Raw genomic sequence first — 24220 nt, 5'->3', positions numbered from 1 at the left:
TTATTGATTAAAATATCAATTAGGATATTTACCATCTCAGACAATATCACCTGTATGTATTGGCTTATTACCAAAATATAATATAAATTTATCACTACTAGTAAACTTATTTAATCAAATAGTCGTATCACCATATACTCTTTCACCGTTTGGTTTTAAAAAATATTTGGCCCTACCAACATTATGGGTAAGCACCCCCCCATGATTAAACCTATTGTTCCAGTTGTAGCACCAATTAGTGCTAATGCTAATGTTATTTTACTTAAATTTGTTTTTATTCATGTTTTCATAATAAATTTCTCCTTTTTATTTTTTCTTAATTTTTCACAAGTTTTTAATCATTTTGGTAATAATTCATGCTCTAAATTAATTGCATGATTTTCACAAAGAAAAAGACTAATTGTTGTTGATTTTAATTCTAATAATATAATATTTGTTCATTTTTTATTACAATTTTTATTTTGGCAAATAACGTTCATTTTGTAAAATCTCTTTTAAAGATTTTAATTTATTCATAACTTTTAATTCTTTTTCTTTATTCATCATAATTTACTCCTTATTTCTTAACATCTTATTGTTTAATTGTACTTATTTTTTATTATTTTTACAAGTATACTTTTAAACGCAAAATAACGCCTAAATTAAAGGCGTTTATTTTGTGAGACCTATACTATTAATTATATTGCACTTATTTATTATATGGCAAATGTGAAGATGCTTTTTTTCACAGTAGCATTATTTTTACCCCTAATTACATTTTTATATGGATATAGTGCATAAAACAGAGCATCATAAGGGTCTTGATACATAGTTTTATCAGGAATGTTAGTTTTTGTTTGGTCATATCTTAACTCTTCTAAACATTGAGTAGTTTTTGGTAAATCATCTTTATTAGCATAAAAATTGCCGTAACTCATAATATTACGCATTCAAACTACTCTATTAGTTAATCCTGCTTCTTGATTAAGATTTGAAGCATGCTTAATTGCACTTTGGGTGATAAGAATAGTATTATGTTCATCTATTAATTTTTGATTTAATCAATCAATAGCTGTTCTTGCTTTATCATCATAAAAATAAACTGTTTGTTCAAAATTTTCAAAATTATCAATTAACCCTAAAATTTCATTGGCATAAGCATTAATTTTTTCATTTTCATTAATAAAATCATTTGGTGTAACTACTAATTCACAAATAATATGAGCATCATAATAACCAGTATTATGATATTCTTTAAATCCAACTATTATAAATACAGTATGGTCTTTATGACCAGTTGCTCAATCAATACCAGCACTATAAAAATCAAATTTATACAGACCTTTTTCTTCATTATAAAATTGTTTTAAATCATATGTTTGTCAATATTTTAATGTTTTTTGAAATGGAAAAATTGTTGCATCACTATCTAAAAATTCAAAACCATAAAAAACAGTATTAAATTCATCAGGATTACTTTTTTTCATTTCTAATAATGTTCTTTTTTGAATTTCTGGTAATTTACTTCAAAAAGGTTGAATAGTAAATCTTAAAATAAATAAACCTAAACCACTAAACATTTCTTTATTTTCATAATAAATTTTACCAATTTTTTTAAGATTATCCATAGTTTTATCATTTAATGGTAAAAATGGTGTACAATATTTTAAATAAAATGGGTGGTATTTATCATAAGGATTACATGTAAAAGTGATGAAAAAACTTTTATAAAAATAGCGAGTAATTGATTTTCCAAAAGTAGCACTATATATATTTTTATCAATAAATGTTCAACTTCATTCTTTAATTGGTTCATTTGATACTTTAATACGATTACTTCTAAACATAGAATTTTGTAAGCGTTCATATCTATATGTTAATTGTTTTTCTGTTAATGTTTCTTTTTCTTCTGCCATAATAATTTCATCAGTACGTGAACCTAAAAAACTTGACCCACCTGCTTCTTTTCCAAAAATTTTATTACCATTTGCATAACCAATAAAGTCAATTTGTTGATTATTAGGAAAAATAATACAACCACCATCCTTAGTAATTTTTCATTTAATACCATGGAGATTATTAGGTAATAAATTAATATCATATTTATCTAGTAAAACTTGACAAACATTCATTAAAGCTCCAATAGTTGTTTCACTATGGGTATTTTCATATCGCCTTACTTCTTGGACACTACTATCACTAAAATTACAACATATAAATAAATCAAAGGCTAAACAATTTCAAGTTTTTCTTGTTCCACGTGCTGTTGGTATAAAACGATAAAAACAATTAGTAGTAAAATATTCTGCTCATTCATCACCAGCAAAATTTTTAAAAATATCTCAGCTAAAACCATAATTAGTATCACTAAAATTAAGGTCATATTTTTTATTTAATTGTGCATAACTACTAATGAATGGCATATTTACTCCTTAGTTAATATATAAGTTAAAATTTAATTATTAATAAATTTAGAAAGGAAACAAAGAATGTTATTATTTCAAAATCATTTTAAATGAGAACAACATTATTTTAATCAAGATGAATTAAATTTAAAACAAACACAAGAATTTTTTAAACAAATAGATGATAAATTATGAAATGAATGTGATAAATCTATATATAAACCATGTAAATTTAGAAAAAGAAAATTAAAAACAAAAAAAGGCCTATTAATTTATAAGCGACGTATTTATACATATTATAACAAAAAAACACAAAAAATTGAGCATATATCATTATTAGATGTATATCTTGGTGTTAAAAAGTATAGTAAATTAGCACCAGATGTTATTAAAAAAATTTTAAAATATTTTACTGATGGAAAAAGATATCAAGATATTTGTGATACTTTTATAGAAAATTTAATAAGTATTAGTACTGTTTGTAGAACATTACAAAAATTTAAAATACCAAAAACTAATATTTCTAAAATTAAATTAGAGCCAAACCAAACTTTATATATAAATATTGATGATGGACATAGAAAATTTAAGTTTAATGATAACCATAATAGTAAAAATTGTAAAAAATGTTCTATGAGATTATTAATATTTTGTACTGGTAAAAAGAAAAATGGCAAATTAATTAATAAAAGAGTTGCATGTAAAATAAGATTATCAAAAACAAAAATTGGTGCATATAAAACTGCACAATTGATTCAAAAATATGGTAAATTATACTATGAAAATTTTGAACAAGCAAATTTAATAATTTGTGGTGATAGTGCAAAATGAATTAGAAAAACTGCTGAAATTTTAAATGCTAAATTTATTTTAGATAAATTCCATGCTTTTCATGTTTTATTTCTTGGAATTATGGCAGGAAGAAGAAAAAATAAAATTGCACAATTACATTATAAATATGCACAAAATTTATTTTCAAAAGGTCAATATTATGAATTAATTGATTTTTTAAACTCATTAAAATATCAAAAATTAAAAATTGGTTATTTTATTAATGCTAAAAATGGAATACTCAATCAAGCATTAGTTGAAAATATTGGTTGTTTTACTGAAACGAATATTAAACAAATTTTAAAACATATGATTGGAAATAGAACCTATAATATTGATATGTATTCAAAAATGGTTAATTTTAAATGCTATCAAATAAATACAGAAATACAGTTATTATAAAAAAATCCCTAATTAAAGGGATTTACCTAAGAGACCACGTACTTAACATACGCTTAGTAATCAAAGGGTATACGGTTTATCTTAAAGGACTTTAATTTATTATAACATACTTAAAAACTTATTAAAAATTATTTTAATAAGAATTTTTGAATTATAAAACTAAGCATTATTGTTGACTTATGTTTTACAAGTGTTAAGATTAATATACAATTGCATATAAAGTCTAAATTATTCTCGTCTAACTTTATAATTTAAAGACAAATAATGAATATTATAGACAACATCGTTATGCTCCCAAAAAATTTAATTAAATTAATAAATAAATCCCTTATTATAAATAAGGGATTTATTTATATTTGCTATTTTATCCTAAATCTTCATCTTTGGTTAAAATTTCACGATTAGGATTTTGTTCTTCTAATAATTGTTTATAAACGGTATCACGATATTTTACACAACCATCAATAACATTATCTAAAGGATTTTGTGCAACTCGCACTTCAAAAAGATCTCCTTCATATCTTTGACGCATTGGTTTTGTCCCTGATTTATCAGATTTAACATCAATGAAATATTCTTTAGATAATTCTTCTTGAATAAATTTATCTACTTTTTTAATATAAGCGCCACCACCACAAATTGTGATCCCTTTACCTTTTTTCTTTAGATCACTAATACTACCAGGAGCTTTGTCACCAACAGTTCTTAATACTCTACGAATCGCAGGAATGATATGTTCTCTAAATTCAACAGTCATTACATTTTCACGAATTTCTGCAGGTGTGATTTCAATAGTTTTAGAAATTGACATTGTTTCTCCTGGTTGAGAATCTAATCGAGGTAATGAAAAGCCTGAAACAGTGTACGGTTTTTCATCTTGATATTTCATAAGTGAACCAATATTTTTAATGACATCCTCAGCTTCTTTTGTGCCAAGTTTTAACGCATGTTTTTTAACCATATATTCTTGAATTTTCTGTGTTAAATAATCACCAGCACAATATGTTGTATATGAATATAAAATTGAATCATTACTAATAATAGCAATATCAGTGCTGCCACCACCAATATCAACACACATAATAGCAGTTCCAAAAATATCTTGCCCTGAACCAAATGCTGCCATTTTAACTTCTTCTTGAACAAAACCACGAAGTGCTCCCAAATGTTGAACAATATTTTCTAAAGCTTCTTTTTGCACTGAACTAATTTCACTTGGTGTTGCCATTAAGACAACTAAGTTATAATTTTTTTCATCTTTTTCGTTTTTTTTAATCTCCAGTCGAAAATCTTGAAAAACTTTAATAAGAATACGTTGTAAAGCATCTGGATCAGCAATATTACCATCACGGACAGGACGTTTAATAATAATATTTTCATTTGTTTTATCAATTAATGCTTTAGCATCTTCACCATAAAGAATAATATTTTTTTCATAGTCTTCAGCTAAATATGTTGGAGCATCATAGCGAAGTCCAATATTAATATGTCTTGCTTTAAAATTTTCAGTTCCAATATCCAATGCTAATCATTGGTAATCAGTAATTGATTTAAGTTTGTTATTTTTCTGGTTTAAATTTTCTTTTTTTGTCTTAAACATGTCTCTTATTTTCCCTTTCTTTAAATCCTTAAACTTTTTCTAAATTTATTCTACATGATTTTATAAAAAAGTTGTTAATATTCATTTTTAGTAAAAAATAATATTTAAAAATTGATAATTGTCTTGATTAATATGTTTTATTTAAAAATATATTTTAATTATGTAAAAAAATTTCTAGTTTTTTTAAAAAAAAGGAGATAAAATAATTATTAGAAAGGAAGGTAAAGTTGAAAATAACTAATATTTTATTAAAAGATTTACATATTATTTTTGTTTGAATGTTAAAGATCAAAAAAACAGCAAAAATCAGCAACAGGTTTTGAAGATGAAAGCTAATTATACATGATATAATTAAAACAATTAAGACCTGTAATTTTAATATTATGTAGTAATAATGGTGTTTAATTGAAAAGCAGTAGATGGACAATTAGCAAACATTGATATTACTTTAATAATTTCTGAAATACAAGCAGAAATTTACAACTTGCAACTACTGCGCAAGAAATAATATTACTATTAATGATGAAACAGTTAAGTAGTTTTCAAAAAATAAAATATTAGCAAAAATAACTAAAAAAATGTTATAAATATTTATGACAACAATATAAATAAACAAACTAGGCTATCAAAGTATATATTTACTAACAAAACAAGAAACAAAAACACATTACTGATAATTTAACTATTATTTTAATAAAAGTTCATTCCTATTATAGAAATTATCTATATTAGGATTTTTATTAAATTAAAATTTTAAAAAAGGAAGATTAAAAGATTATCGATAAAAAATAAGAAGAACTAACAGAAAATGAAATTAAACAATTTAAATGCTAAAAAAATATAAAAGAAATGAAAAGCAGTGTTCAAGATCGATTAATTTCATTCGATATAACTATCAATACTTCAAATAATGTTAATAATGATAATGATTTTTGTGAGAGTACCATCAAGGAAACTAAACTTTAGAAATGACTACAAATAAACCGTTCATTTTTAATAAAAATATGGAAATGTCAAAATAGATCATATCTGCTAATAGCTAACAATAATCCTATAGAAAATTTTTTCTCACATTTACTAATGATTTAGGAAATGGTTTTCAAACATTTGCTCATAACTTTAAAGTTACTTTTAAAAATTTTGGTGATAATATAATAAAATTCTTTGATAATATTAGTAATAATTTTCAGTCATTGTTAGTGGCATCTATTCATTTTTGTTAGGAATTGAAATTTTTATTAAAATTCTACCTTATGCAGTTGCTGGAGTAATTGATTCAATAATCCATTTAAAATTTATAAAGCCAGAAAGGCAATGTTAAATAATAAAAGAATAAACCAAATATATAAAATTTTCAAAAAAACAAAAAATAAATAATGATATTAAAATCATTAATTTTGACAAGTTAAAAGCAATAGTAAATCAAGAAAAATAACAATTGGTATCATTACCACTTAGCAAAAAAAAGTTATGTAAATTATAAACAAAATCATAATTTAAAATAAAAAATAAATGCACCATCTGTTAATTGTAAAATTAAAAATTTTATTTTAAAATAGAGGTGTATTTTTATGTCAAAATAAAAGAAAAATATAAATTTTACTTAACTTCACTAAAATAATCATCCATTTTAAAATAATCAATACTATGATCAAAAGTTGAAGAATAAATAATTTTAAAATTTAAAGAAATACGGTGTTCTTTGTTTAAAGTATCAATTTTATTATTTAATTTTTGCTTAATTCTTTTAATATTTCTAATATTACGATCAGTTTCTCTTCTAATATTAAATACAAAAAAACATTTAATTTTATCAAAAGTGATTTCATGTTGTGTATCAATATTATGTTGAAAACAAGTAAAAGTATCAGTAAATTTTTTTGATAAATCATTAACAATATCTTCATGAAAATGTTTTTGAATTTTAAATTCAATAAATAAAAATTCATTTCGTTTATTATAACTAATAGCGTCTATTGATTTAACACCACGTGAATGACTACAACATAAAAGTTTAAGATTATCACCATCAATTGCATATTCTTCTGAATCAGAAGAATAAGATTTAGAAGCAGTACTATAAGATAATAAGCGAAATGTTTTTTTATTTTTCTTATAAATAAATATTAAATTATTTTTTAATGTCTCATTTAAATTCATACTCATCCAACTCCCTATATGGATAACTTAAAGCTTCATTAATGTGATCTAAACTATTCTTTTCAATTATACAAGAATTAAAATTTTTATCTTTATTAATAAAATTGTACTTAAAATTTAAATTTTTAAAATCACGACTTGCTAGGGAAGTTATTGTTTCAAGAATATAAGGACTATGTGTTGAAATGATCAGTTTAAAATTAATAATACGAGCGATATTTAATAATAATTTGGTAAATAAATATTGTCACTCTGGATGAATATAAGCTTCAGGTTCATCAATAATTACTAAAGTACCTTCTTTAAAACAATCATTTTTTATCGTTTCTTTAAATGATTCAATAATTTTTAAACCACGTGATGAGTTAGCAAGCTTAATAGTAATTCCATTTTTAGTTAAACTACCATTTTCAAAGTTAATTTTATTGTCATTACCAAAATAGTTAACAAGCTCTTTATTAATTTTTTCTTTAATTAGTACTGACTTCAAATTACTATATTGCACAATATTTTTTTCAAAATTAATTTTATTTTTAAAATCATCTAAATAATGACACTTTTTAAATTTAAAAATATTATTTAATGATAATTTTAGTTTTTCACTTTCTAGCATATATGCTGCTTGTTTTTTGCTAATACTTTCTTCAATCATTAAGTTTAAAATTTGATCAGTATCACTAATATAAGTAGCATCAACTATGGGATTTTCAATAATATTTTCCAAATAATTAAACTCATGCTCTAAAGAAAATTTATTATTTTTATTAATATTAAGTGTTAAAGTTTTTTCATTGTCTAAACTAAGTTTTAAATAACTATCTTTATCATTATATTTTTTATTTTTTAAATTTTCACCATGAAAATTTTCACTAAGAATATTAGCCATTAAATATGAAATGATATCAGTATTTTTATTATTAAATAATTGTAAAGTTTGTAAAACATCATTATTAATAATGTTAATTGTATATTTGATAATTTTAATTTTGTAACTGTCTTTATTAGTATCTAATTCAATACGTTGTAATATTTTAGTAATTAAATCATCATTTTTTTTAATAATTGATGATAATCTGTTAATAATTTAATTCAAAAACTATTAAATTTTTCACTTTTATCATTAAAATTTGTTATTCATCTTTCGATAAACATTTTATTATTAAAATTAAGATCATAATAAATAGTTTCAATTTCTTTAAATAAAGTACTTTCTTTTTCATTACTATTGAAATTTGTTTCAAGAAAATTACTGCCAGTACTTTCAATTTGTGTAAAAATATTTTCAACAAAGTTAAAAAAATTTTTAATTATTTCTGATTCAATATCATTAGTTGCAATTTTTACCATGGCAAAAACTAATCTGCTCAAATAACTTTTGCCTGTATCATTAACGCCAGCAATAATGGTAATATCACCAATGTTTAAAGTAGTATTACTAAAAGGGCCAATGTTTTTTATTTTTAATTTCATTTATATCACCTATTATCATTTTTAAACTTAAACATATAAATATAATAACATTTAACAATATTGAAATGTAGAAAAATAATAATAGTAAAATCATATGCTATTAGTAAAAAAATAATTAATAAATTGATAATAATGTTTTTATTTTATTTAATCAATCAATGGTGATAATCAATATAATCCTCTAGTTTTTAAAAATCATATTGTTTAAGCAGATAAAATAATGTCACTATTTGATTTTAGCAAACCACATTATCAAGTGGTTGCACATCATTATATTTTACTTTTAACAAAATCATTAATGAAAAATAATATACCAATAACATTAGAAAATATTATTAAATACTTTTCATTATCAGAACTTGGAATGATCATTGCTAGCAATGATCAAGAAAATTTAGAGTTATTTTCAAGTTTTAAATTAAATGATATTAAAGAACTTTACTATGGATTAAGTATTTATAATAATGACCAAATAAAAAAGTATTGCTATCGAAAATGACTTAACAGAAATTATTAAAAATCATAAAGTTATTTTGTTTTCTTTAAATTCATTATCATACCCCAAGCTTGCAAAATAATATTGGTAAGTTATTAATTCAAGATTTAGAAGAATTTACTTCTATAAACCAAAACTACGAAATCAACAAATTAATCTTCTATTAGCTGAATTTAATGTTTTTGCTACTGACACCATTATTAATTTAATTAACAAAAGTCAAAGTTTTAACTATCAATGTTTTTTTATGTTTTCAAGTAATAGACGAAATTTATCAACAGATAAGAAAAAAGTTTTAAATACCATTTTTGGAAATATTGACAATATTATTGCTCATAAAGTAATTGATGTTGAAAGTCCTGAGTATATAGTAAAAGTTTTTGCTACAAGAACAGTTGAACAAATTACTAAACAATATGATACCAAAAATAAAAAAAGTTCAAAAGGTTCAATTCGTAAAGTTGAAGAATATATTGCTTATTCTAATGATCTAAAAAATTTGAAAGTTTGACAAGCTGTAAAATTTTATTACCTAGTTCAAATCAATATGTAGATATAATTGAAATAAAAAAGTTTGATGAACAAAGATAAAAATTAATTATTTTAATATCACTATTTATTAATAAATAATAATTGAATATTATCTCTTGTAACTACTTTTTTTCCACCGCTTAAAGGATTTATCAACCTTTAACCAACACCCACCACTCTTTGTCATAAGATTACGTTAGAAGAGAGTAGTCAGATGTTACAGTGGGGAAAGAAATAAAAAGACTTTTTCTTTTTAAAAAGAAAAAGTCCACGTTTGAAAAAGGCTTCCCAAAAAGAAAATTATTGCAAAAATTATCACATTAGCCATTAAGGAATTGAAAATCATGGAACAATTAAAAATTTTAGAAATCCTCAACGATTGATGATTTCTAAACACCTATCAAATTTCATTTTTATTAAATAAAAATAAAAATACTACAATAAGTTTATTAAAATCTTTAACAGTTAAAAAGTTAATTACAATTGATAAATTAACTACTAAAATATTTACCCACTTTCAAGTTTAGAAAATTAAAAATTGGGACAAGATAATAAATCAATTACAGCGAACTTATTCATCAAGATTTACTCATCAAATGACTAGTACAACAAAATGACATAGTATCCTATCAAACTGAAAAAAATTAAAAGCAAAAGGTCATTTGATAAAAGATGTTTAAGGAAATAGCAAAAATAAACAAGGATATCCTGATTTACTAGTTGATTATGAAAACAAAGATATAATCATTGAACTTGAAAGAACTAGAAAAACCATCAAACGATTTGAGGACAAACTTGATGGTTTAAAACAATATTTAAAACAAAATATTCATATCATATGACTTGTTATCAATCAAAATATGAAAAAACTTGTTGATAAACAAATTAAAGCATACAACTGAAAATTAGAACAACATCACATCGAAATATTTAATGGTTAATTTTATCCATAATTACGTATTTTTTAACTTAAAATTTTTCAATAACTTTCATCTAAAATTACTTTAAAGTAATTTTAATTTTTGATGTTTCTCCATATCAATTAGGTTCTAAACTTGATGCGTTAATTACTATTCAAAAATTCCCTTTTCTTTGATTTTCCAGTCTTAAATTATTATTGCTAGTTGGAGAATCATAAAATGCTATTACTGAATATAAACCATTTATTTTTATTTTATTTTTGAATTCGTCTGCCTTATTATTAATCTCATCTTCGATTTCTCAAAATTTTTTAGACGAATCAGCAATTAAATTTAAACCAGTTAATTGTTGAATGTCACTTAATTTATATTGCTTTAATGATATTTTAATAGGGTTTGTTGCACCTTGATAATTTGGATCATTATCATTTGCAGTTATAACTACGTACAAATATCCGGATTTCTGAGCTTTGTTAGTAACTTCAGTTTGGGCTTGGGGGTCACTAAAGTATTTAATAGTTGGATTTACTAAATTTGGTTGTAATCAGTTAGTTAAATCACTCAAAATTATTGAATTAAGTTCTTGATTTGTTTTATTTGCATCAAAAAGAACATCAGTTGATAAAGTTTCAACTTTATTGTTTAAATCATTTTTTTGTGATTTTGATTGACCAGCAGGTGCATTTCTTGGTGTTACTCCAGATGGATTTGGTGTGGATTTTGGTTTATTTTTTTTGTTTTCTTCTGTTTCGGTAGTAGTTATAATACCAGCAGTAACACCACCAATTAAAGCTGCAGAACCAACTATTCCAGCAACTATTGTTGCTTTTTTCTTTTTTTTCTTTTTGTTTATCAGACATAAATTTCTCCTTTTCTAAATCTTTAAATTTCTTCTAAATTAATTTTACATGATTTCTGCAATAAGTTTTTTATATGTTTGTTTTTGACATTAGTATGCAGGATTAGTTGAAATTGTATCAATTTTATAGGGGCTTTGCCCCTTGCTACTTCGTGGTACACCCTAACGGGGGATAAAACCCCACACTGCCAACCAAACCAAAGGTTCTGGTTGGCAGTGACTAATAATATAAGGTCATAACTATTCAAAACTAAAACATCGCTAAAAACAGCAAATATAAGCGGTTTAAATATAATATTTTTTTATTATTTTTGTGTTAATACTTTGATTTTTTCCATGCTTTTTTATAAAATCTTTTATTATTTTATTTTCAACAACTTTTGTTACTGATCTAGTTGTTTACATTTTTCCCAAAAAAATATCAAATTTCAGGTTTTTCAAAAAATAAACATAAACATTAATTTTTCGATCAATTTTTAACAATGATTGAAGTATAAAATAATTTGTAATATGAAGTTGTACCCGATATTCTATACTCAACTTTTTCACAACTATATGATTGTATCCTTGATTTTATATTTCCAATAAATTATTCAATTTTTAATATTCTACTATTTCTTTAGATTGTATAGGTATTAAATCACATAAATGAATAAAGTTTTCGTTATCTTCAAAAACACTATCCAAAATTTCATTTTTTAAATCTAATGCAGTTAATAGTTGTATATTTTTATTTTTTATTTTATTATTCACAACTTAACTCCTAATATTTAATAAATAAATTTTAACATAAACTAAATTAAAAGTTATTTATTAATACTTAACTCACTCCTTGATTTTGGTGTAACTCACTCTATAAATGAATATATTGAATATATAATGAATATAAATATGTGTTTATACTATTAGATAATTGGATTGTGAAAAAACATAAAAAAATAACTATCTAGTTATTTTTTATACTATATATAGAAAATTAAAAGTGATTAATTATTTATTAATCACTCTCATAAACTCCATAATAGGAATTAGAAATATAAACTTTATTTTTTTGAGCTGTGATTATTGTATCATTACCCATGGACAATTGATTATTAATCATATGAATATTTTTATCATTTGCTAACATTTGATAAACACTTTTTGCATTATCAATGGCATAAATATTATTATTCTTATCCAAAGTAAGATTATAGAAATTTCCTTTTTTTATTCTTGTAATTTCAACAAAATTTGTTTCTCCTGCTAAACATTTATAAACAATTCCACTCGTATTTCTCTCCGAATCAGATATTGTTATCCCTATATAAATATTATTATTACTGTCTAATGCTAAGTTGCTACTCGCAGTATTATTAATACTATTAATTTTTTGAAAAATATTTTTTCCTGCTAAACATTTATAAATTTCAGTATTTTGAGCAAAAATCATACTTGAAAGAAAAATATTATTATTTTTATCAATTACAATTGATGAAATTGGTCTTTGAATATTTGTTACTTCAATAAAAGTATTTTTTCCTGCTAAACATTTATATAATGTACCAATATTAGAATCATAAATATTATTATCATTAGAACCAATATAAATATTATTATTCTTATCCAAAGTAAAAACAACAATATCATTTTTCATTTTTACAATTTGATTGAAAGTATTTTCTCTTGCTAAACATTTATAAATTTCTTTATTAAAGATAAAGAAAATATTATCGTCATTGTCAATTCTAATATAAGTTTCACTAAATGCATCAATTTCAATATTTTTTATTGTTGCAAACTTCTTAAATTCATTTTCTCCTGCTAAACATTTATAAATATTTCCTTTTTTATCACTAGTATAAAGATGATCTTTGCTATCTATTGCTAAGGAAGTTGCTTCTTTTATTCCATTCATTAACTTAAACTTAACAGTATTTATTGTTGGTATAGGGACATTACTATTATTACATGCAACAATATTAGTACTTGTTGTTATAGTTAAAACTGTCATTGTAAAAATGCTTAATAATTTTCTCATCATTTTAATATCCTCAATCTTTCAATTTTTAATTAATAAAGTTATTATAAAATACTTTTAATTATTAAGTATAAATTATTATAGATAAGATAACATTTAAAAAATAATTAATAAACTATTTATTATTTTGTGATAAATTGTGTTACTTGATTGTTCTTATTTTCATAAAATAAATTATTTTAAAAATAAATATGGCACCAATAATACCATTAACAGTTTTTATAGCATTACCAATAATAACAGATTACTAATAGTAATAGTAGTAATCCTAAAAAAATAAAAGATATATTAAAAAAAGGAGATGCAAATAATGAAAAAAATATAAATTAATTCCAAATCATAAGATATCACTCCTTTATTTTAAGATGTAATTAAGCATCGCTGAAAATGTTACACCTTAATATATTTTGAAGATATTAATAAGTTAGTAGGTAATAAAAATATGAAAAAGAATATTTTTCTTAATAAAAAATATTTAGTTAAATGAACAATAAATGGTTCGGTCTTTCTTGCTCGATCACCTTTTAATGGACAAGCTGAAATTTGGTAAACTAAATATCCAAGTATCAACTATCCAAATATCTTGGTTACTTTGCAACAGGAATTGATTTTAATCAAGAATATCAAGAAATTATTTATGGTGAACACGGAATAGAAAGCATTAATATCATTTCTAGAAAAAAACTATTTGAACGATTTAACTATTTACAAACTAGTAACTCAATTCAATATTTACAAATGACAATGTAAACTAAGAAACATCTTAATGATCTAATCAAAAAAACAGTTACTAATTACTAATCAAACTTTCTCACGAGTAAATACTAAAATTACTCATTGTCAAAATACTTACTATGGATATTGTCAAGACTGCAAAGAAGATAAAACTAAACTTTGCAACGAAAAATTAATTTTTCAAAACATTAAATGAGTTAGTAATGTAAGCTGACATTGATATTTTAGTTATTCATAAAAACATAAAGTTATTCATTTGAGTAATTATTGATCATAATAGTGTTGTTATTGGTAATACTAAAAATTAGGAACAGAAAATTATGAATAGTTTTATTATTAATATTTCAAAGAAACAATTATATAAATTTAATTTAAATGCTTTAATTACTATTTATGACAGAAAATATTAAAAAATTAAAACAAATAGTATTGTTTCTTTATGCAAACCTAAAAGAACTGAACATAATTTTAATTCAGATTCAAAATATTTTTATTGTTGAAATTGTGCTTATCAAACATGAAATATTAACAAAAAAACCAACTAAAGATTGCATACCTTTAGTTATTTGTACAATTGGAAGCTGTTAAAAAAGTAAACAAAAATGAAAGAGTTAAAATTTCATTATATTAAAGCCAATAATTATTTTCTCAATAAAAACCACTAATGGCGTTTAAATTTAAAAAGATTAATTCTAAAATTATATAAAGTTAATCCTTAATTTTTAAATGAATACTATTAATTATTTTTACAAGTCATTGATATTTAAAATGATCTAAAGTTCCTAAATAACTATCTTTGTTAGTATTTTTCCCTAATGGTTGTTTATTAAAAACAACACAATTAAATCCAATAATATCTTTATTCTTAAATTCAGTTTTTAATAGTTTGAATTTTAAATCATTAGTAATTTCAAATCAATTTTCAATACCCGAAGTTTTTTGATTAATTTCTTTGTTAGTAATTATTTCTTTTCAATTTTTATTGTTAATATCAATTGGAAAACTGCGATTAATAAATTTAATAATAAAAAAACATTCAGGTAAACCAAAAATTAAATCAGCATAATATTCTGGATTAACACTTATATTTTTAATATTTTGAATGGGACAATAATGAATATTAAGTTTAATGTCAATTTCTTTATAAAGATTTTTTAAAGTATTAATTAAATCGTTAATATCATTCTCAACTTTTTCATTTTTAGCTTTAAAAGCTTTAATCTTGCCAATTTTTGTTCTTTGTTTCATGAAAATATACCTCGCTTTATTTATAAAAATTATATCAAATTAATAATTTATTAAACTAACTATTTTAGTTTAGAAAGGAGTAAAAATGATTAAAATTATCATCAATGATTATATTAAGACATGGCCAAATTTATTTAGAACTTGCCCTGTTCACAATGATACTAAGTGTTCATTAAATGTTATTCTACAAAAAAATTTTAAATGCTTTACTTGTGGTGTTGGTGGCAATGCCATTAAGTTTATTAGTAAAATTGAAAATATTGATAATAAAAAAGCAAAAAGTATTTTATTTGAAAAATATAATTTTAAAGTTTTAAAACGATTAAAGACTATTAAACCAAACGTTAATCAACAATTACCGAATCAATTATTTGCAAATAATCAAGAAATAGCTGCTTTTTATCACTATTAACTTGCTATTTTAAATAATAACATTGGTCAAGAGTATTTACAACAACGAAACATTTTGTAAACTGAAATTTGTTAATTTTAATTAGGTGATGATGATGCTAATAATGAATTGCTAAACTTTTTAACAATGAAAGAGGATACTCATAATTAATTATTGCCATCAAGGGTAATTAAAAAAAATTTTAATAATCAATTTGTTGATGTTTATCAAAATCGGATTGTATTTCCTATTAAAAATATTCTTGATCAAATAACTAGTTTCTCAGCTCGTTCATTATGACCTTAAGACTGTTGTTAATTGAAGTAGCATAAAATTGCAATTCAAGAATTTAATTTTAGTGATTTTACTATTGAGCAATTAAAAGCATAAATCTTAAAAAGATGTTACTCAAACCTTTGATTTTTATAAGATCAGTTTAACTTAGGAAAATGATTATAGAATCAAACCTTTAGATGATGCAATCTTAAAACAATTTTTAACAAGTAAAACTCGAGTTAATTTAAATATTACTATTTTTGTTCAAGACAAGTCACTAAAATGTATTAATGAAACAACATTACAACTAATTAATAATGCTAGAGTTCCACCCCCCCACCTGTTCCTCCTACTCTTCCAACCCTAACCCTAGTGGGGTTTTAGTACAACATGAATTATCTCAGTATTATTTGGTTTAATTTTTATTATTACAGGAGTTACTTATTTAAGACATCATTGTAAGAAAAAGGGAATTATGGTTTAAAACGAAGTACCAGCATCAAAAAATAAAATAAAGTTCATATTTGTTTGTTTTTAATTTTTATAAAATATAATTTTATTAAGAATATTAATTTAATAATTTATGGGAGTGATGCCGGATTAGCAATATTAACAGTAGTGGTTCTAGCACTTGTTCTAATATTAACAGTTGCAACACTACTATTAATTGCGTAATAATATTGTTGAGAAATAGGCAATTATGATCAAGGCAATGGTGTCATTATTAAACTTATTGGTGAAACGGTTCTGCAAATAATTGTTGGTGTTAGGTTACAACAAATATATAATGAAAAATAAAATTACTTTTAAAAAAGTAATTTTATTTTTCATTTTAATTGTAACAAAACGAAGATGATGATAACTTTCTGTTTTTTTTATTTTCAATAATTTCTTCATCTTCTAATTTCCGTTTTGTTTGTTTATTATTTACCAAACAATAACTTGTACTTGCTTCACTGTCAATTGTTGATAATCATGTTTGGATTTGATTAAATTTACTTATCTTTGCTGCTGTTCAGTTTTCTTCATTATCATCTAGTATCGCATCTAAGTATACTTGAAAAATTGCTTTTTCATCATCAGATAAATTTTGATCACTTTGATATGGTTTAAAATTATTGCTGGCATTTACTCGTTGTTCTAAAACTTTTTTTGTAACTCATTAAAATTAGGAAAGTCAGGAAGTTGTTTAATAGTTATTATAATTTCTGGATTAACATATGATAAATCATCTAACATATCATCGATTTCTTTTTTTACTTCATCATCAAAAAGATAGTTTTTATTTTTAAATGGATTGTTATCTAATTTATTAGCATTAGTTAATACACTATTAACCAAATAACTAGTAACTGCTTTTAAATTATATCTAATAGCTAACGTTCATCAAGTTAATTGTTCACTAGTTATATAGCTATTATAATCGCATTCATTTTTTTAAAAAAATCAATAATCATCATTTCAGTTTCATTTTGCTTTGTTAGTAAATTTTTAAATCAATCAATTATGATATCTTCAAATTTAAATGGTTTTTCATTATTTTTATTTTTAATATCAAAATCAATATTTAAATCATCATTTTCATGTCTTGATAATAATGTCCTTATAATTTTTTTATTATTGCTACTAATTGCTCTATGTAATATTGTGTTATTAAACTCATCAATAGTGGCATTAATGTCAAAATTTTTATTATTTTCTATTATTTCTAACATCTCAAAGTTATTATTTAAGATTGCTATTTCATAAGGAGTATGGCCATTACTACCTACTTGATAAAAATTAGATTTTTTATTGATAGCAAAATTAATTCTAAAATCAGTTTTGCTACCAGATTTAGCAATAATATGTAACAGATTTTGATTATTATTATTAATATAATTAATATTAAAATTAGTATTTTTTTCAAAATCAGAAACTAATTCACGAATTTCATTAGCTGTCGGGTATGAATCAACTTTATTAATTTCTTGGATTAACAATTTACAAAATGGAGTTTCATTTTCTAAATTTACTAAATTAGGATTAACATGCGAATTATTGATTAATTGTTTTGCTATCTTCTTAAATTCTCCGGCAAATCTTCAATCTACAATACATTGTTTGAAAACTGCTAAATGTAAAGGTGAATTTCCTCCAATATCTTGTTGATTTAAAAACTTTTCATCATTTTTTTTATAGTTTATTAATCAATTAATAAGTTTTATTTTATTGGTTGTAAAATTTATTAATTGAGTGGAAGTATTTCAGACTTCGCCCTGAAAATCATATTTATATTCATCTTCATTTGCTATTTCTGAATCTAAAAATAATAAAAAACTATTATGAAGTGCATTTCTATTATTACTATCTAAATTATCAATTGCTTCCTTACTAATGCTTTGATTATTAATCATATTTTCGATAACAGAAAAACTAATTATTCCATTTTGCAATTGTTCAATAAGATGATTTAAGGTTGTCATATTTTTCTTTCTTCCTCTCCATAATATAAAATTCCTGTTACCTTTAAACAAAGTAACAGCAATAAAAAACTTTTTTTAGTTTTAGAAATATTTTCTATGATAATTTACCGAAAAATTCAATAAAGTTACTTTAAAAAGTAAATTTTAATTTATAATCATCGTTTATTAACCTTAATATATAACATTTTTAATAATTGACTAGCAATAAAATAAACAACAACAACAACTGCTAAATAACCATAAAAAATCAAGGGAATTAGTGCAAAACCAATAGTATGTCCTAATTGGGTATATGGTATACTAATACCAATAATAGTAATAATAATTGTTGTTAAAAATAGTTGTATTGATGGCATACTTTGAATAAAAGGTATCTTCGCAGTTCGTAATAATTGCACAATTAATGTTTGTGAGGTAACTCCCAAAATAAATCAACCAGTGTGGAATAATGATTCTTGATAGGCAATATCATTACCATTAGCATAATTAGCAAAAATATGTAAACCATATCCTAAAAATAAAAAGGTAGTTATATCAAAGACAGAACTTAATGGTCCATTTCAGAAAGCAAAAGGTAAAATACTTTTTGCATTTCATTTTTGTGGTTTTTTAATAAAATCTTCATCAACTCTATCTCATGGAATTGCTAATTGTGAAATATCATATAATAAATTTTGTAATAAAATTTGAATTGCCATCATTGGTAAAAATGGTAATCAAATTGAAGCAATTAAAATACTTAACGAATTACCAAAGTTAGAAGAAATAGTAATTTTAATATATTTTAAAATATTACCAAAAGTATTTCTACCACTAATTACCCCTTGTTCTAAAACATCTAAATCTTTTTCTAATAAAATAATATCGGATGCTTCTTTAGCAATATCAGTAGCACTATTGACAGATATCCCAACATCAGCATGATGTAAGGCCACAGCATCATTAATGCCATCTCCTAAAAAGCCAACAGTATGACCATTTAGTTTTAAAATATCAATAATTCGTGATTTTTGTAACGGATCCATTTTTGCAAAAATTGTTGTTTTATCAACTAATGTCTGTAAATATTGATCATCCATATCTTCAATATCAGTACCTAATAACGGTGTTCCTGGATCTAATCCTACTTTTTTACAAATTGCTTTAGTAACAATTTCATTATCACCAGTTAAAATTTTAACATCAATACCATGTTGCTTAAGCGTTGTTATTGCTTTAATGGCACTAGGTTTCGGCACATCTAAGAAACCAATATATCCTAATAAAATTAAATTAGCTTCATCTTCAATTTTAAAAACTGTTTTATCACTGTTAAACTTTTGATAACCAATGGCAATTACTCGCAAACCATCATTGTTTAGTTCAGTACTTAGTTTTAAAACATTATCTTTAATTTTATCAGTTAAATTAATTACTTTATCGCCAATATCAACTTTAGTACAAATTTTTAATATTTCTTCTACTGCTCCTTTGCAAATTAAAGTATTATTAATTTTATCTTTGGCAACTACGATTGACATTCTTCTTCTAATAAAGTCAAAAGGAATTTCATCAATTTTACGATAAGGAATCTCAACTATTTTATTATGATGTGCTTTAATATGTTGAACAATTGTTTTATCAATATTATTTTTTAAACCAGTTTGCATTGAACTATTTAGATATGCCATTTCTAAAACTTTGCTTGATTCAGTACCTTCTGGATCTAAATGTTTAACTAATTCAATTCTATCTTCAGTTAAAGTGCCAGTTTTATCAGTACATAAAATATTCATTGCCCCAAAACTTTGAATACTCGTTAGATTTTTAACAATTACCTTTTTACGTGATAATCTAATGGCACCTTTGGCAAGATTGGCACTAACAATCATTGGTAACATTTCAGGAGTAATACCAACAGCAACCGAAATTGAAAATATTAATGCTGTTAAAATATCATTTTTAGTAATGACATTAACAATAAAAATTAATGGTACCATGACACACATAAAACCAATAAGAATGTAAGAAACTTTTTTAATACCTTTACTAAAACTAGTAACGGGACGCTTACTAGTAACAGCACTAGCAATTGAACCAAAATAAGTATTAACGCCTGAAGCCATAACAATTGCAATTGCCCCACCTGAAACAATACTTGTACCCATAAAACATATGTTTTCTAATTCTAGGATGCTACTTTTTTTATTATCATCTTTGGTATTAATAGCATGTTTTTCAACGGGAAATGTTTCACCAGTTAGTGCTGACTGATTAATAAATAAGTCAGTTGAAACTAAAATCCGAACATCAGCAGGAATCATATCACCAGAAGACAAAAAAATAATATCACCAGGTACTAAATTTTCAATTAAAACTTCTTTGGTAAAATTGGCAACACTATTTAAAGCACCAAAATCAATTTTTTGATTTTTATTAGTAAAACGAAAAACACTGGCTGTTGTTTCAATTAACTGTCGTAATTTTTCTGAAGATTTATAGGAACGATAATCTTGGAAAAAAGATATAAAAACACTCAAGATTATCATTACTAAAACGATAATAGCACTATATAAATCAACATTTTTATCACTACCAGTTTCAATAATACTATAACTAATAAAATTATAGATAACTATTATCATTAAAATAATAATAAAAGGATTAAAAATATTTTGCATTAATTTTTTGTACCAGACAAATCGTTTATGAGCGAAAATATTTTTCCCATATTTCTTAAGTCTGTCTTCTACTTCATCTTTTTGTAATCCATAAATACTACTATCTAACTGCTGAATAATTTCCTCTTTTGACAACTGCGAATATTGTTTAAACATGGTTGTTGTTTTTTGTTCTGCATGCTTTTTTGTAAAAAATTGCATCATCAACCAACCTTTCTTCAAACTTATAATTTAATTGTATACTAAAATCAAAAGAACTTTATTTTAGTGAATAAAGTTCTTAAAACTACCAAATATTTAAGAATAATATTCTTCTATTTTCAATAAATAATTTGTATTATTTTAAATACAAATTATTTATATCAAAATTAGCATTAAACATCAATGATTTAACAAAACAGAAACTGAGTATTTTTTGTATAATTATTTTAAATTATCATAATAATTTTCAAAATAATCAATATACTTTTTTTCTTCATTATTATTAGAAATTTTTGAGTCTTTTAACTTGATTTTAAATGTATTTTGATATTTATTTCAATTTTCTATAAATTTTAAAAAAAAATAAATAAAATTTACATAAGTAATCTCATTTATTGCATGAGTATATTTTTTATTTTCATATGGAAAAACATAGATAATTTTACCTTTATATTTAATTAATACTACTTTTTTTGTAATTTTTAATGACTTCTTAAAATTAATTTTTTTATTATTAAAATATTTAATATTTAATTCTGCTATTTTAATAAATGGTTTTAGAGAAATAATAACTTTTTTATTTAATTTTATTTTATTTTTTTCAATATAAAAGAATAATATATTATAAAAATTAAAATATTCTTTTTTATCTTCTTTATCATCTTTATCAATTAAAGTTCAAAATAAAATTAATGAATTATGGGAAAATTCATTAAATATTAATTTTATTTTTTTGATTTTTCTCATTTTATTTTTTCTTCCTTTATACTGTCTTCTGAATTTAATAAAGTTAAGTTAAATCATTCATCTTTATAATCATGAAAAAATGAATTATTATAATCAATCTCTTTATATAAATTAAATTTTTTATTAATAAATTTTCAAAGAGGATCATCTAATAAACTATTATCATTTTTGAAAAAATAGAAATCAATTTTTTGTAATCTTAATATTATATTCATAGCATTTTTAAAATATTTAGAATTAATATCATACATTGTTAATTGAACTCGTAATAAGTTCCGGAATAATATTTTTAAAGCAATAGGAAAATTAAAATAAATACTATATTTTAAATGATTATATAAATGATATTTATTAATATCATTTTCAATATTTTTTTTAAGATATTCAAATATTTTATTTGTTCAATACGGTAAAGCATTTTGGTTTTTTAATTCATCAGAATTTAATATTTCCATTGTTACTTCTTCTACTAAAAAATCACTTATTTCATCAAATTGTTTAAATTTAATTGATTTTATATCATTAAATATAATTTTTATTTTTGATTTTTCTATCAATAATTTTAATTGAGTTATTCAATACATTCGATTATTAATTTTTATTTTAGTATTTAATTCTATATATTTATTTAACTCTTGTAATAAAGTAGTCATAGAAATAATTGTCTTATTAAAAATAAATTTTTGAATATTAAAATTGTCTAATTGTAACATTATTTTAATATTCTCTATACTTTCCATAGTAAATTTTTCAATTGCAAATAATGCTTGATTAGTTGTATATGTATGTAATGTCTTGAAAACATTTTTATTAAAAATTTTTTTTAAAATTTTTTTATCATTACAAATTTTATGATAACGAAAAAATAAACCAGGGTTTATATAAATATTTTTTATAACATATTTTTTTGCTGTTTTTTTATTATTACATTCTATTTGTTTTTTATTTTTTAAAATTACTAAATCTATATTTGTACTAAGAAAATTTGATAAAAAAATTAATCAAGTAAGATCAATTTCTCAATTTTTTATTTTTGTAAGTTTTACATGAAGTTTTGTTAAAAATGACATTCCATAATAAGATAAGTTACCAAATAAAATAATATTTTTTTTAATGCGAATTTTAGTGAAAATATCCTTTAATGTTTCAATATCACATAGTGAATAATAGTTTATTAATTTATCCATTATTATTTCTTCCATAATATTTTGTTCTTGATAAAATTGCATATCATTATTTTTAAGATATTTTATGTTTATGGTTAATATATTTTTTTAAAAAAAATGAAATCTTTCATATAAAAACAATCCATTAGAAAAAATATTAATTACAAAAAAATATAATTTAATACCTAAGATTACTTTAAAATTTCCTATTTCTTGAAAATGAATCTCTTTTTCTGGAAAACTTGAAATTATAAAATCTATTTTCTTTTTATATTTATTTATTTTTCTTTTACTTAATTTATTTTTCAAAATATCTTTTTTTATCATATTTAAAAATTTATCTATTTGTTTTAAATAATAAATTGCATAATTAAATTTTGTAAATATTTGATAACCATTAAAAAATATAAATAAATAATATATTATTGTGAATATCACGAAAATTATAATTATTGGTTGGTAATAAACTTGAAAAATGCAAAATATTAATTGCATTATATGTATAATTAACATATAAGCAACTACGGTAAATTTTATTTCATTAAAAAATTTTAGTTTTATTACATTAAAGTATGATAAAGGAATATTATCTTTTACATTTCCAACAAGTAATGGAATAAAAGCACCAAAAAAAATTGAAATAATTGTAACATCACAA

23 protein-coding genes are annotated in these 24220 nt (G+C 22.3%); 7 read left to right on the top strand and 16 right to left on the bottom strand.

Annotated features, from left to right (window positions below; genetic code table 4):
• The 3 genes from ACQH25_RS03255 to ACQH25_RS03245 form a co-directional block, all read right to left on the bottom strand.
• On the bottom strand, positions 1 to 195 hold the full coding sequence (locus ACQH25_RS03255; RefSeq protein ID WP_425381801.1) for a hypothetical protein: 195 nt from the start codon (positions 193 to 195) through the stop codon (positions 1 to 3).
• Positions 156 to 479 (bottom strand): hypothetical protein, encoded by a 324-nt coding sequence (locus ACQH25_RS03250; RefSeq protein WP_425381800.1) that lies wholly within the window; start codon positions 477 to 479, stop codon positions 156 to 158. Before ACQH25_RS03250 ends, ACQH25_RS03255 begins: the two co-directional genes overlap by 40 nt.
• A gap of 216 nt (positions 480 to 695) precedes the next feature.
• Positions 696 to 2402, bottom strand: a complete 1707-nt coding sequence (locus ACQH25_RS03245) for a hypothetical protein (RefSeq protein ID WP_425380808.1) — start codon at positions 2400 to 2402, stop codon at positions 696 to 698.
• A gap of 66 nt (positions 2403 to 2468) precedes the next feature.
• On the opposite strand from ACQH25_RS03245, the gene ACQH25_RS03240 reads away from it, so the two are divergent.
• Positions 2469 to 3617 (top strand): Mbov_0401 family ICE element transposase-like protein, encoded by a 1149-nt coding sequence (locus ACQH25_RS03240; RefSeq protein WP_425381799.1) that lies wholly within the window; start codon positions 2469 to 2471, stop codon positions 3615 to 3617.
• Between the two features lie 364 nt (positions 3618 to 3981).
• Here the strand turns inward: ACQH25_RS03240 and ACQH25_RS03235 are convergent, their stop codons facing one another.
• The 4 genes from ACQH25_RS03235 to ACQH25_RS03220 all read right to left on the bottom strand — a co-directional run bounded on the left by ACQH25_RS03235 (position 3982) and on the right by ACQH25_RS03220 (position 8847).
• A complete protein-coding gene (locus ACQH25_RS03235) occupies positions 3982 to 5217 on the bottom strand; it encodes a rod shape-determining protein (protein WP_425381798.1) in 1236 nt (411 codons plus the stop codon).
• Positions 5218 to 6816: 1599 nt separating this feature from the next.
• The gene (locus tag ACQH25_RS03230) at positions 6817 to 7377 is read right to left on the bottom strand and encodes a hypothetical protein (RefSeq protein WP_425381797.1); all 561 of its coding nucleotides are present in this window, start codon (positions 7375 to 7377) and stop codon (positions 6817 to 6819) included.
• On the bottom strand, positions 7349 to 8263 hold the full coding sequence (locus tag ACQH25_RS03225) for an AAA family ATPase (protein ID WP_425381796.1): 915 nt from the start codon (positions 8261 to 8263) through the stop codon (positions 7349 to 7351). Before ACQH25_RS03225 ends, ACQH25_RS03230 begins: the two co-directional genes overlap by 29 nt.
• Before the next feature lie 152 nt (positions 8264 to 8415).
• Complete coding sequence (locus ACQH25_RS03220; protein ID WP_425381795.1) at positions 8416 to 8847, bottom strand: hypothetical protein; 432 nt, start codon at positions 8845 to 8847, stop codon at positions 8416 to 8418.
• Between the two features lie 220 nt (positions 8848 to 9067).
• Between ACQH25_RS03220 and ACQH25_RS03215 the strand changes: the two genes are divergently transcribed.
• From ACQH25_RS03215 to ACQH25_RS03205, 3 genes are all read left to right on the top strand, one after another.
• Positions 9068 to 9364, top strand: a complete 297-nt coding sequence (locus ACQH25_RS03215; protein WP_425381794.1) for a hypothetical protein — start codon at positions 9068 to 9070, stop codon at positions 9362 to 9364.
• 226 nt (positions 9365 to 9590) lie between these two features.
• Positions 9591 to 9896, top strand: a complete 306-nt coding sequence (locus ACQH25_RS03210; protein WP_425381793.1) for a hypothetical protein — start codon at positions 9591 to 9593, stop codon at positions 9894 to 9896.
• 322 nt (positions 9897 to 10218) lie between these two features.
• The gene (locus ACQH25_RS03205) at positions 10219 to 10401 is read left to right on the top strand and encodes a hypothetical protein (protein WP_425381792.1); all 183 of its coding nucleotides are present in this window, start codon (positions 10219 to 10221) and stop codon (positions 10399 to 10401) included.
• A 472-nt stretch (positions 10402 to 10873) separates the two neighbouring features.
• Here ACQH25_RS03205 and ACQH25_RS03200 read toward each other — a convergent pair whose 3' ends face one another.
• A complete protein-coding gene (locus ACQH25_RS03200) occupies positions 10874 to 11245 on the bottom strand; it encodes a hypothetical protein (protein WP_425381791.1) in 372 nt (123 codons plus the stop codon).
• A 19-nt stretch (positions 11246 to 11264) separates the two neighbouring features.
• Between ACQH25_RS03200 and ACQH25_RS03195 the strand changes: the two genes are divergently transcribed.
• Positions 11265 to 11672 carry a hypothetical protein gene (locus tag ACQH25_RS03195; RefSeq protein ID WP_425381790.1) on the top strand — a complete coding sequence of 136 codons (408 nt, stop codon included), beginning with the start codon at positions 11265 to 11267 and terminating at the stop codon, positions 11670 to 11672.
• A gap of 581 nt (positions 11673 to 12253) precedes the next feature.
• On the opposite strand, the gene ACQH25_RS03190 is transcribed toward ACQH25_RS03195, so the two are convergent.
• The 3 genes from ACQH25_RS03190 to ACQH25_RS03180 form a co-directional block, all read right to left on the bottom strand.
• Positions 12254 to 12406, bottom strand: a complete 153-nt coding sequence (locus ACQH25_RS03190; protein WP_425381789.1) for a hypothetical protein — start codon at positions 12404 to 12406, stop codon at positions 12254 to 12256.
• 244 nt (positions 12407 to 12650) lie between these two features.
• Positions 12651 to 13676, bottom strand: coding sequence for a lipoprotein (locus ACQH25_RS03185; protein WP_425381788.1), 1026 nt, complete (start codon positions 13674 to 13676; stop codon positions 12651 to 12653).
• 1440 nt (positions 13677 to 15116) lie between these two features.
• Positions 15117 to 15656 (bottom strand): hypothetical protein, encoded by a 540-nt coding sequence (locus tag ACQH25_RS03180; RefSeq protein ID WP_425381787.1) that lies wholly within the window; start codon positions 15654 to 15656, stop codon positions 15117 to 15119.
• 85 nt (positions 15657 to 15741) lie between these two features.
• Here ACQH25_RS03180 and ACQH25_RS03175 point away from each other — a divergent pair, with 85 nt between their 5' ends.
• Both ACQH25_RS03175 and ACQH25_RS03170 read left to right on the top strand, forming a co-directional pair.
• On the top strand, positions 15742 to 16068 hold the full coding sequence (locus tag ACQH25_RS03175; RefSeq protein WP_425381786.1) for a CHC2 zinc finger domain-containing protein: 327 nt from the start codon (positions 15742 to 15744) through the stop codon (positions 16066 to 16068).
• A 153-nt stretch (positions 16069 to 16221) separates the two neighbouring features.
• On the top strand, positions 16222 to 16353 hold the full coding sequence (locus tag ACQH25_RS03170) for a hypothetical protein (protein ID WP_425381785.1): 132 nt from the start codon (positions 16222 to 16224) through the stop codon (positions 16351 to 16353).
• A gap of 1110 nt (positions 16354 to 17463) precedes the next feature.
• Here the strand turns inward: ACQH25_RS03170 and ACQH25_RS03165 are convergent.
• From ACQH25_RS03165 to ACQH25_RS03145, 5 genes are all read right to left on the bottom strand, one after another.
• The gene (locus ACQH25_RS03165; RefSeq protein ID WP_425381784.1) at positions 17464 to 17664 is read right to left on the bottom strand and encodes a hypothetical protein; all 201 of its coding nucleotides are present in this window, start codon (positions 17662 to 17664) and stop codon (positions 17464 to 17466) included.
• A 65-nt stretch (positions 17665 to 17729) separates the two neighbouring features.
• Positions 17730 to 18788, bottom strand: coding sequence for an ankyrin repeat domain-containing protein (locus ACQH25_RS03160; protein ID WP_425381783.1), 1059 nt, complete (start codon positions 18786 to 18788; stop codon positions 17730 to 17732).
• Between the two features lie 149 nt (positions 18789 to 18937).
• Positions 18938 to 21649 (bottom strand): magnesium-translocating P-type ATPase, encoded by a 2712-nt coding sequence (mgtA, locus tag ACQH25_RS03155; protein ID WP_425381782.1) that lies wholly within the window; start codon positions 21647 to 21649, stop codon positions 18938 to 18940.
• A gap of 222 nt (positions 21650 to 21871) precedes the next feature.
• Positions 21872 to 22396 carry a hypothetical protein gene (locus ACQH25_RS03150; RefSeq protein WP_425381781.1) on the bottom strand — a complete coding sequence of 175 codons (525 nt, stop codon included), beginning with the start codon at positions 22394 to 22396 and terminating at the stop codon, positions 21872 to 21874.
• Positions 22375 to 23583: a hypothetical protein gene (locus ACQH25_RS03145; protein ID WP_425381780.1), complete on the bottom strand. Its 1209-nt coding sequence runs from the start codon at positions 23581 to 23583 to the stop codon at positions 22375 to 22377. The genes ACQH25_RS03150 and ACQH25_RS03145 overlap by 22 nt, the downstream gene beginning before the upstream one ends.
• Positions 23584 to 24220 lie beyond the last annotated feature (637 nt).

This window comes from Spiroplasma endosymbiont of Polydrusus pterygomalis (assembly GCF_964030825.1).
Taxonomy (GTDB): Bacteria; Bacillota_I; Bacilli_A; order Mycoplasmatales; family VBWQ01; genus Spiroplasma_E.
Note: the sequence above shows the minus strand (reverse complement) of the source record. Positions and strands in the feature narration are given on the sequence as shown.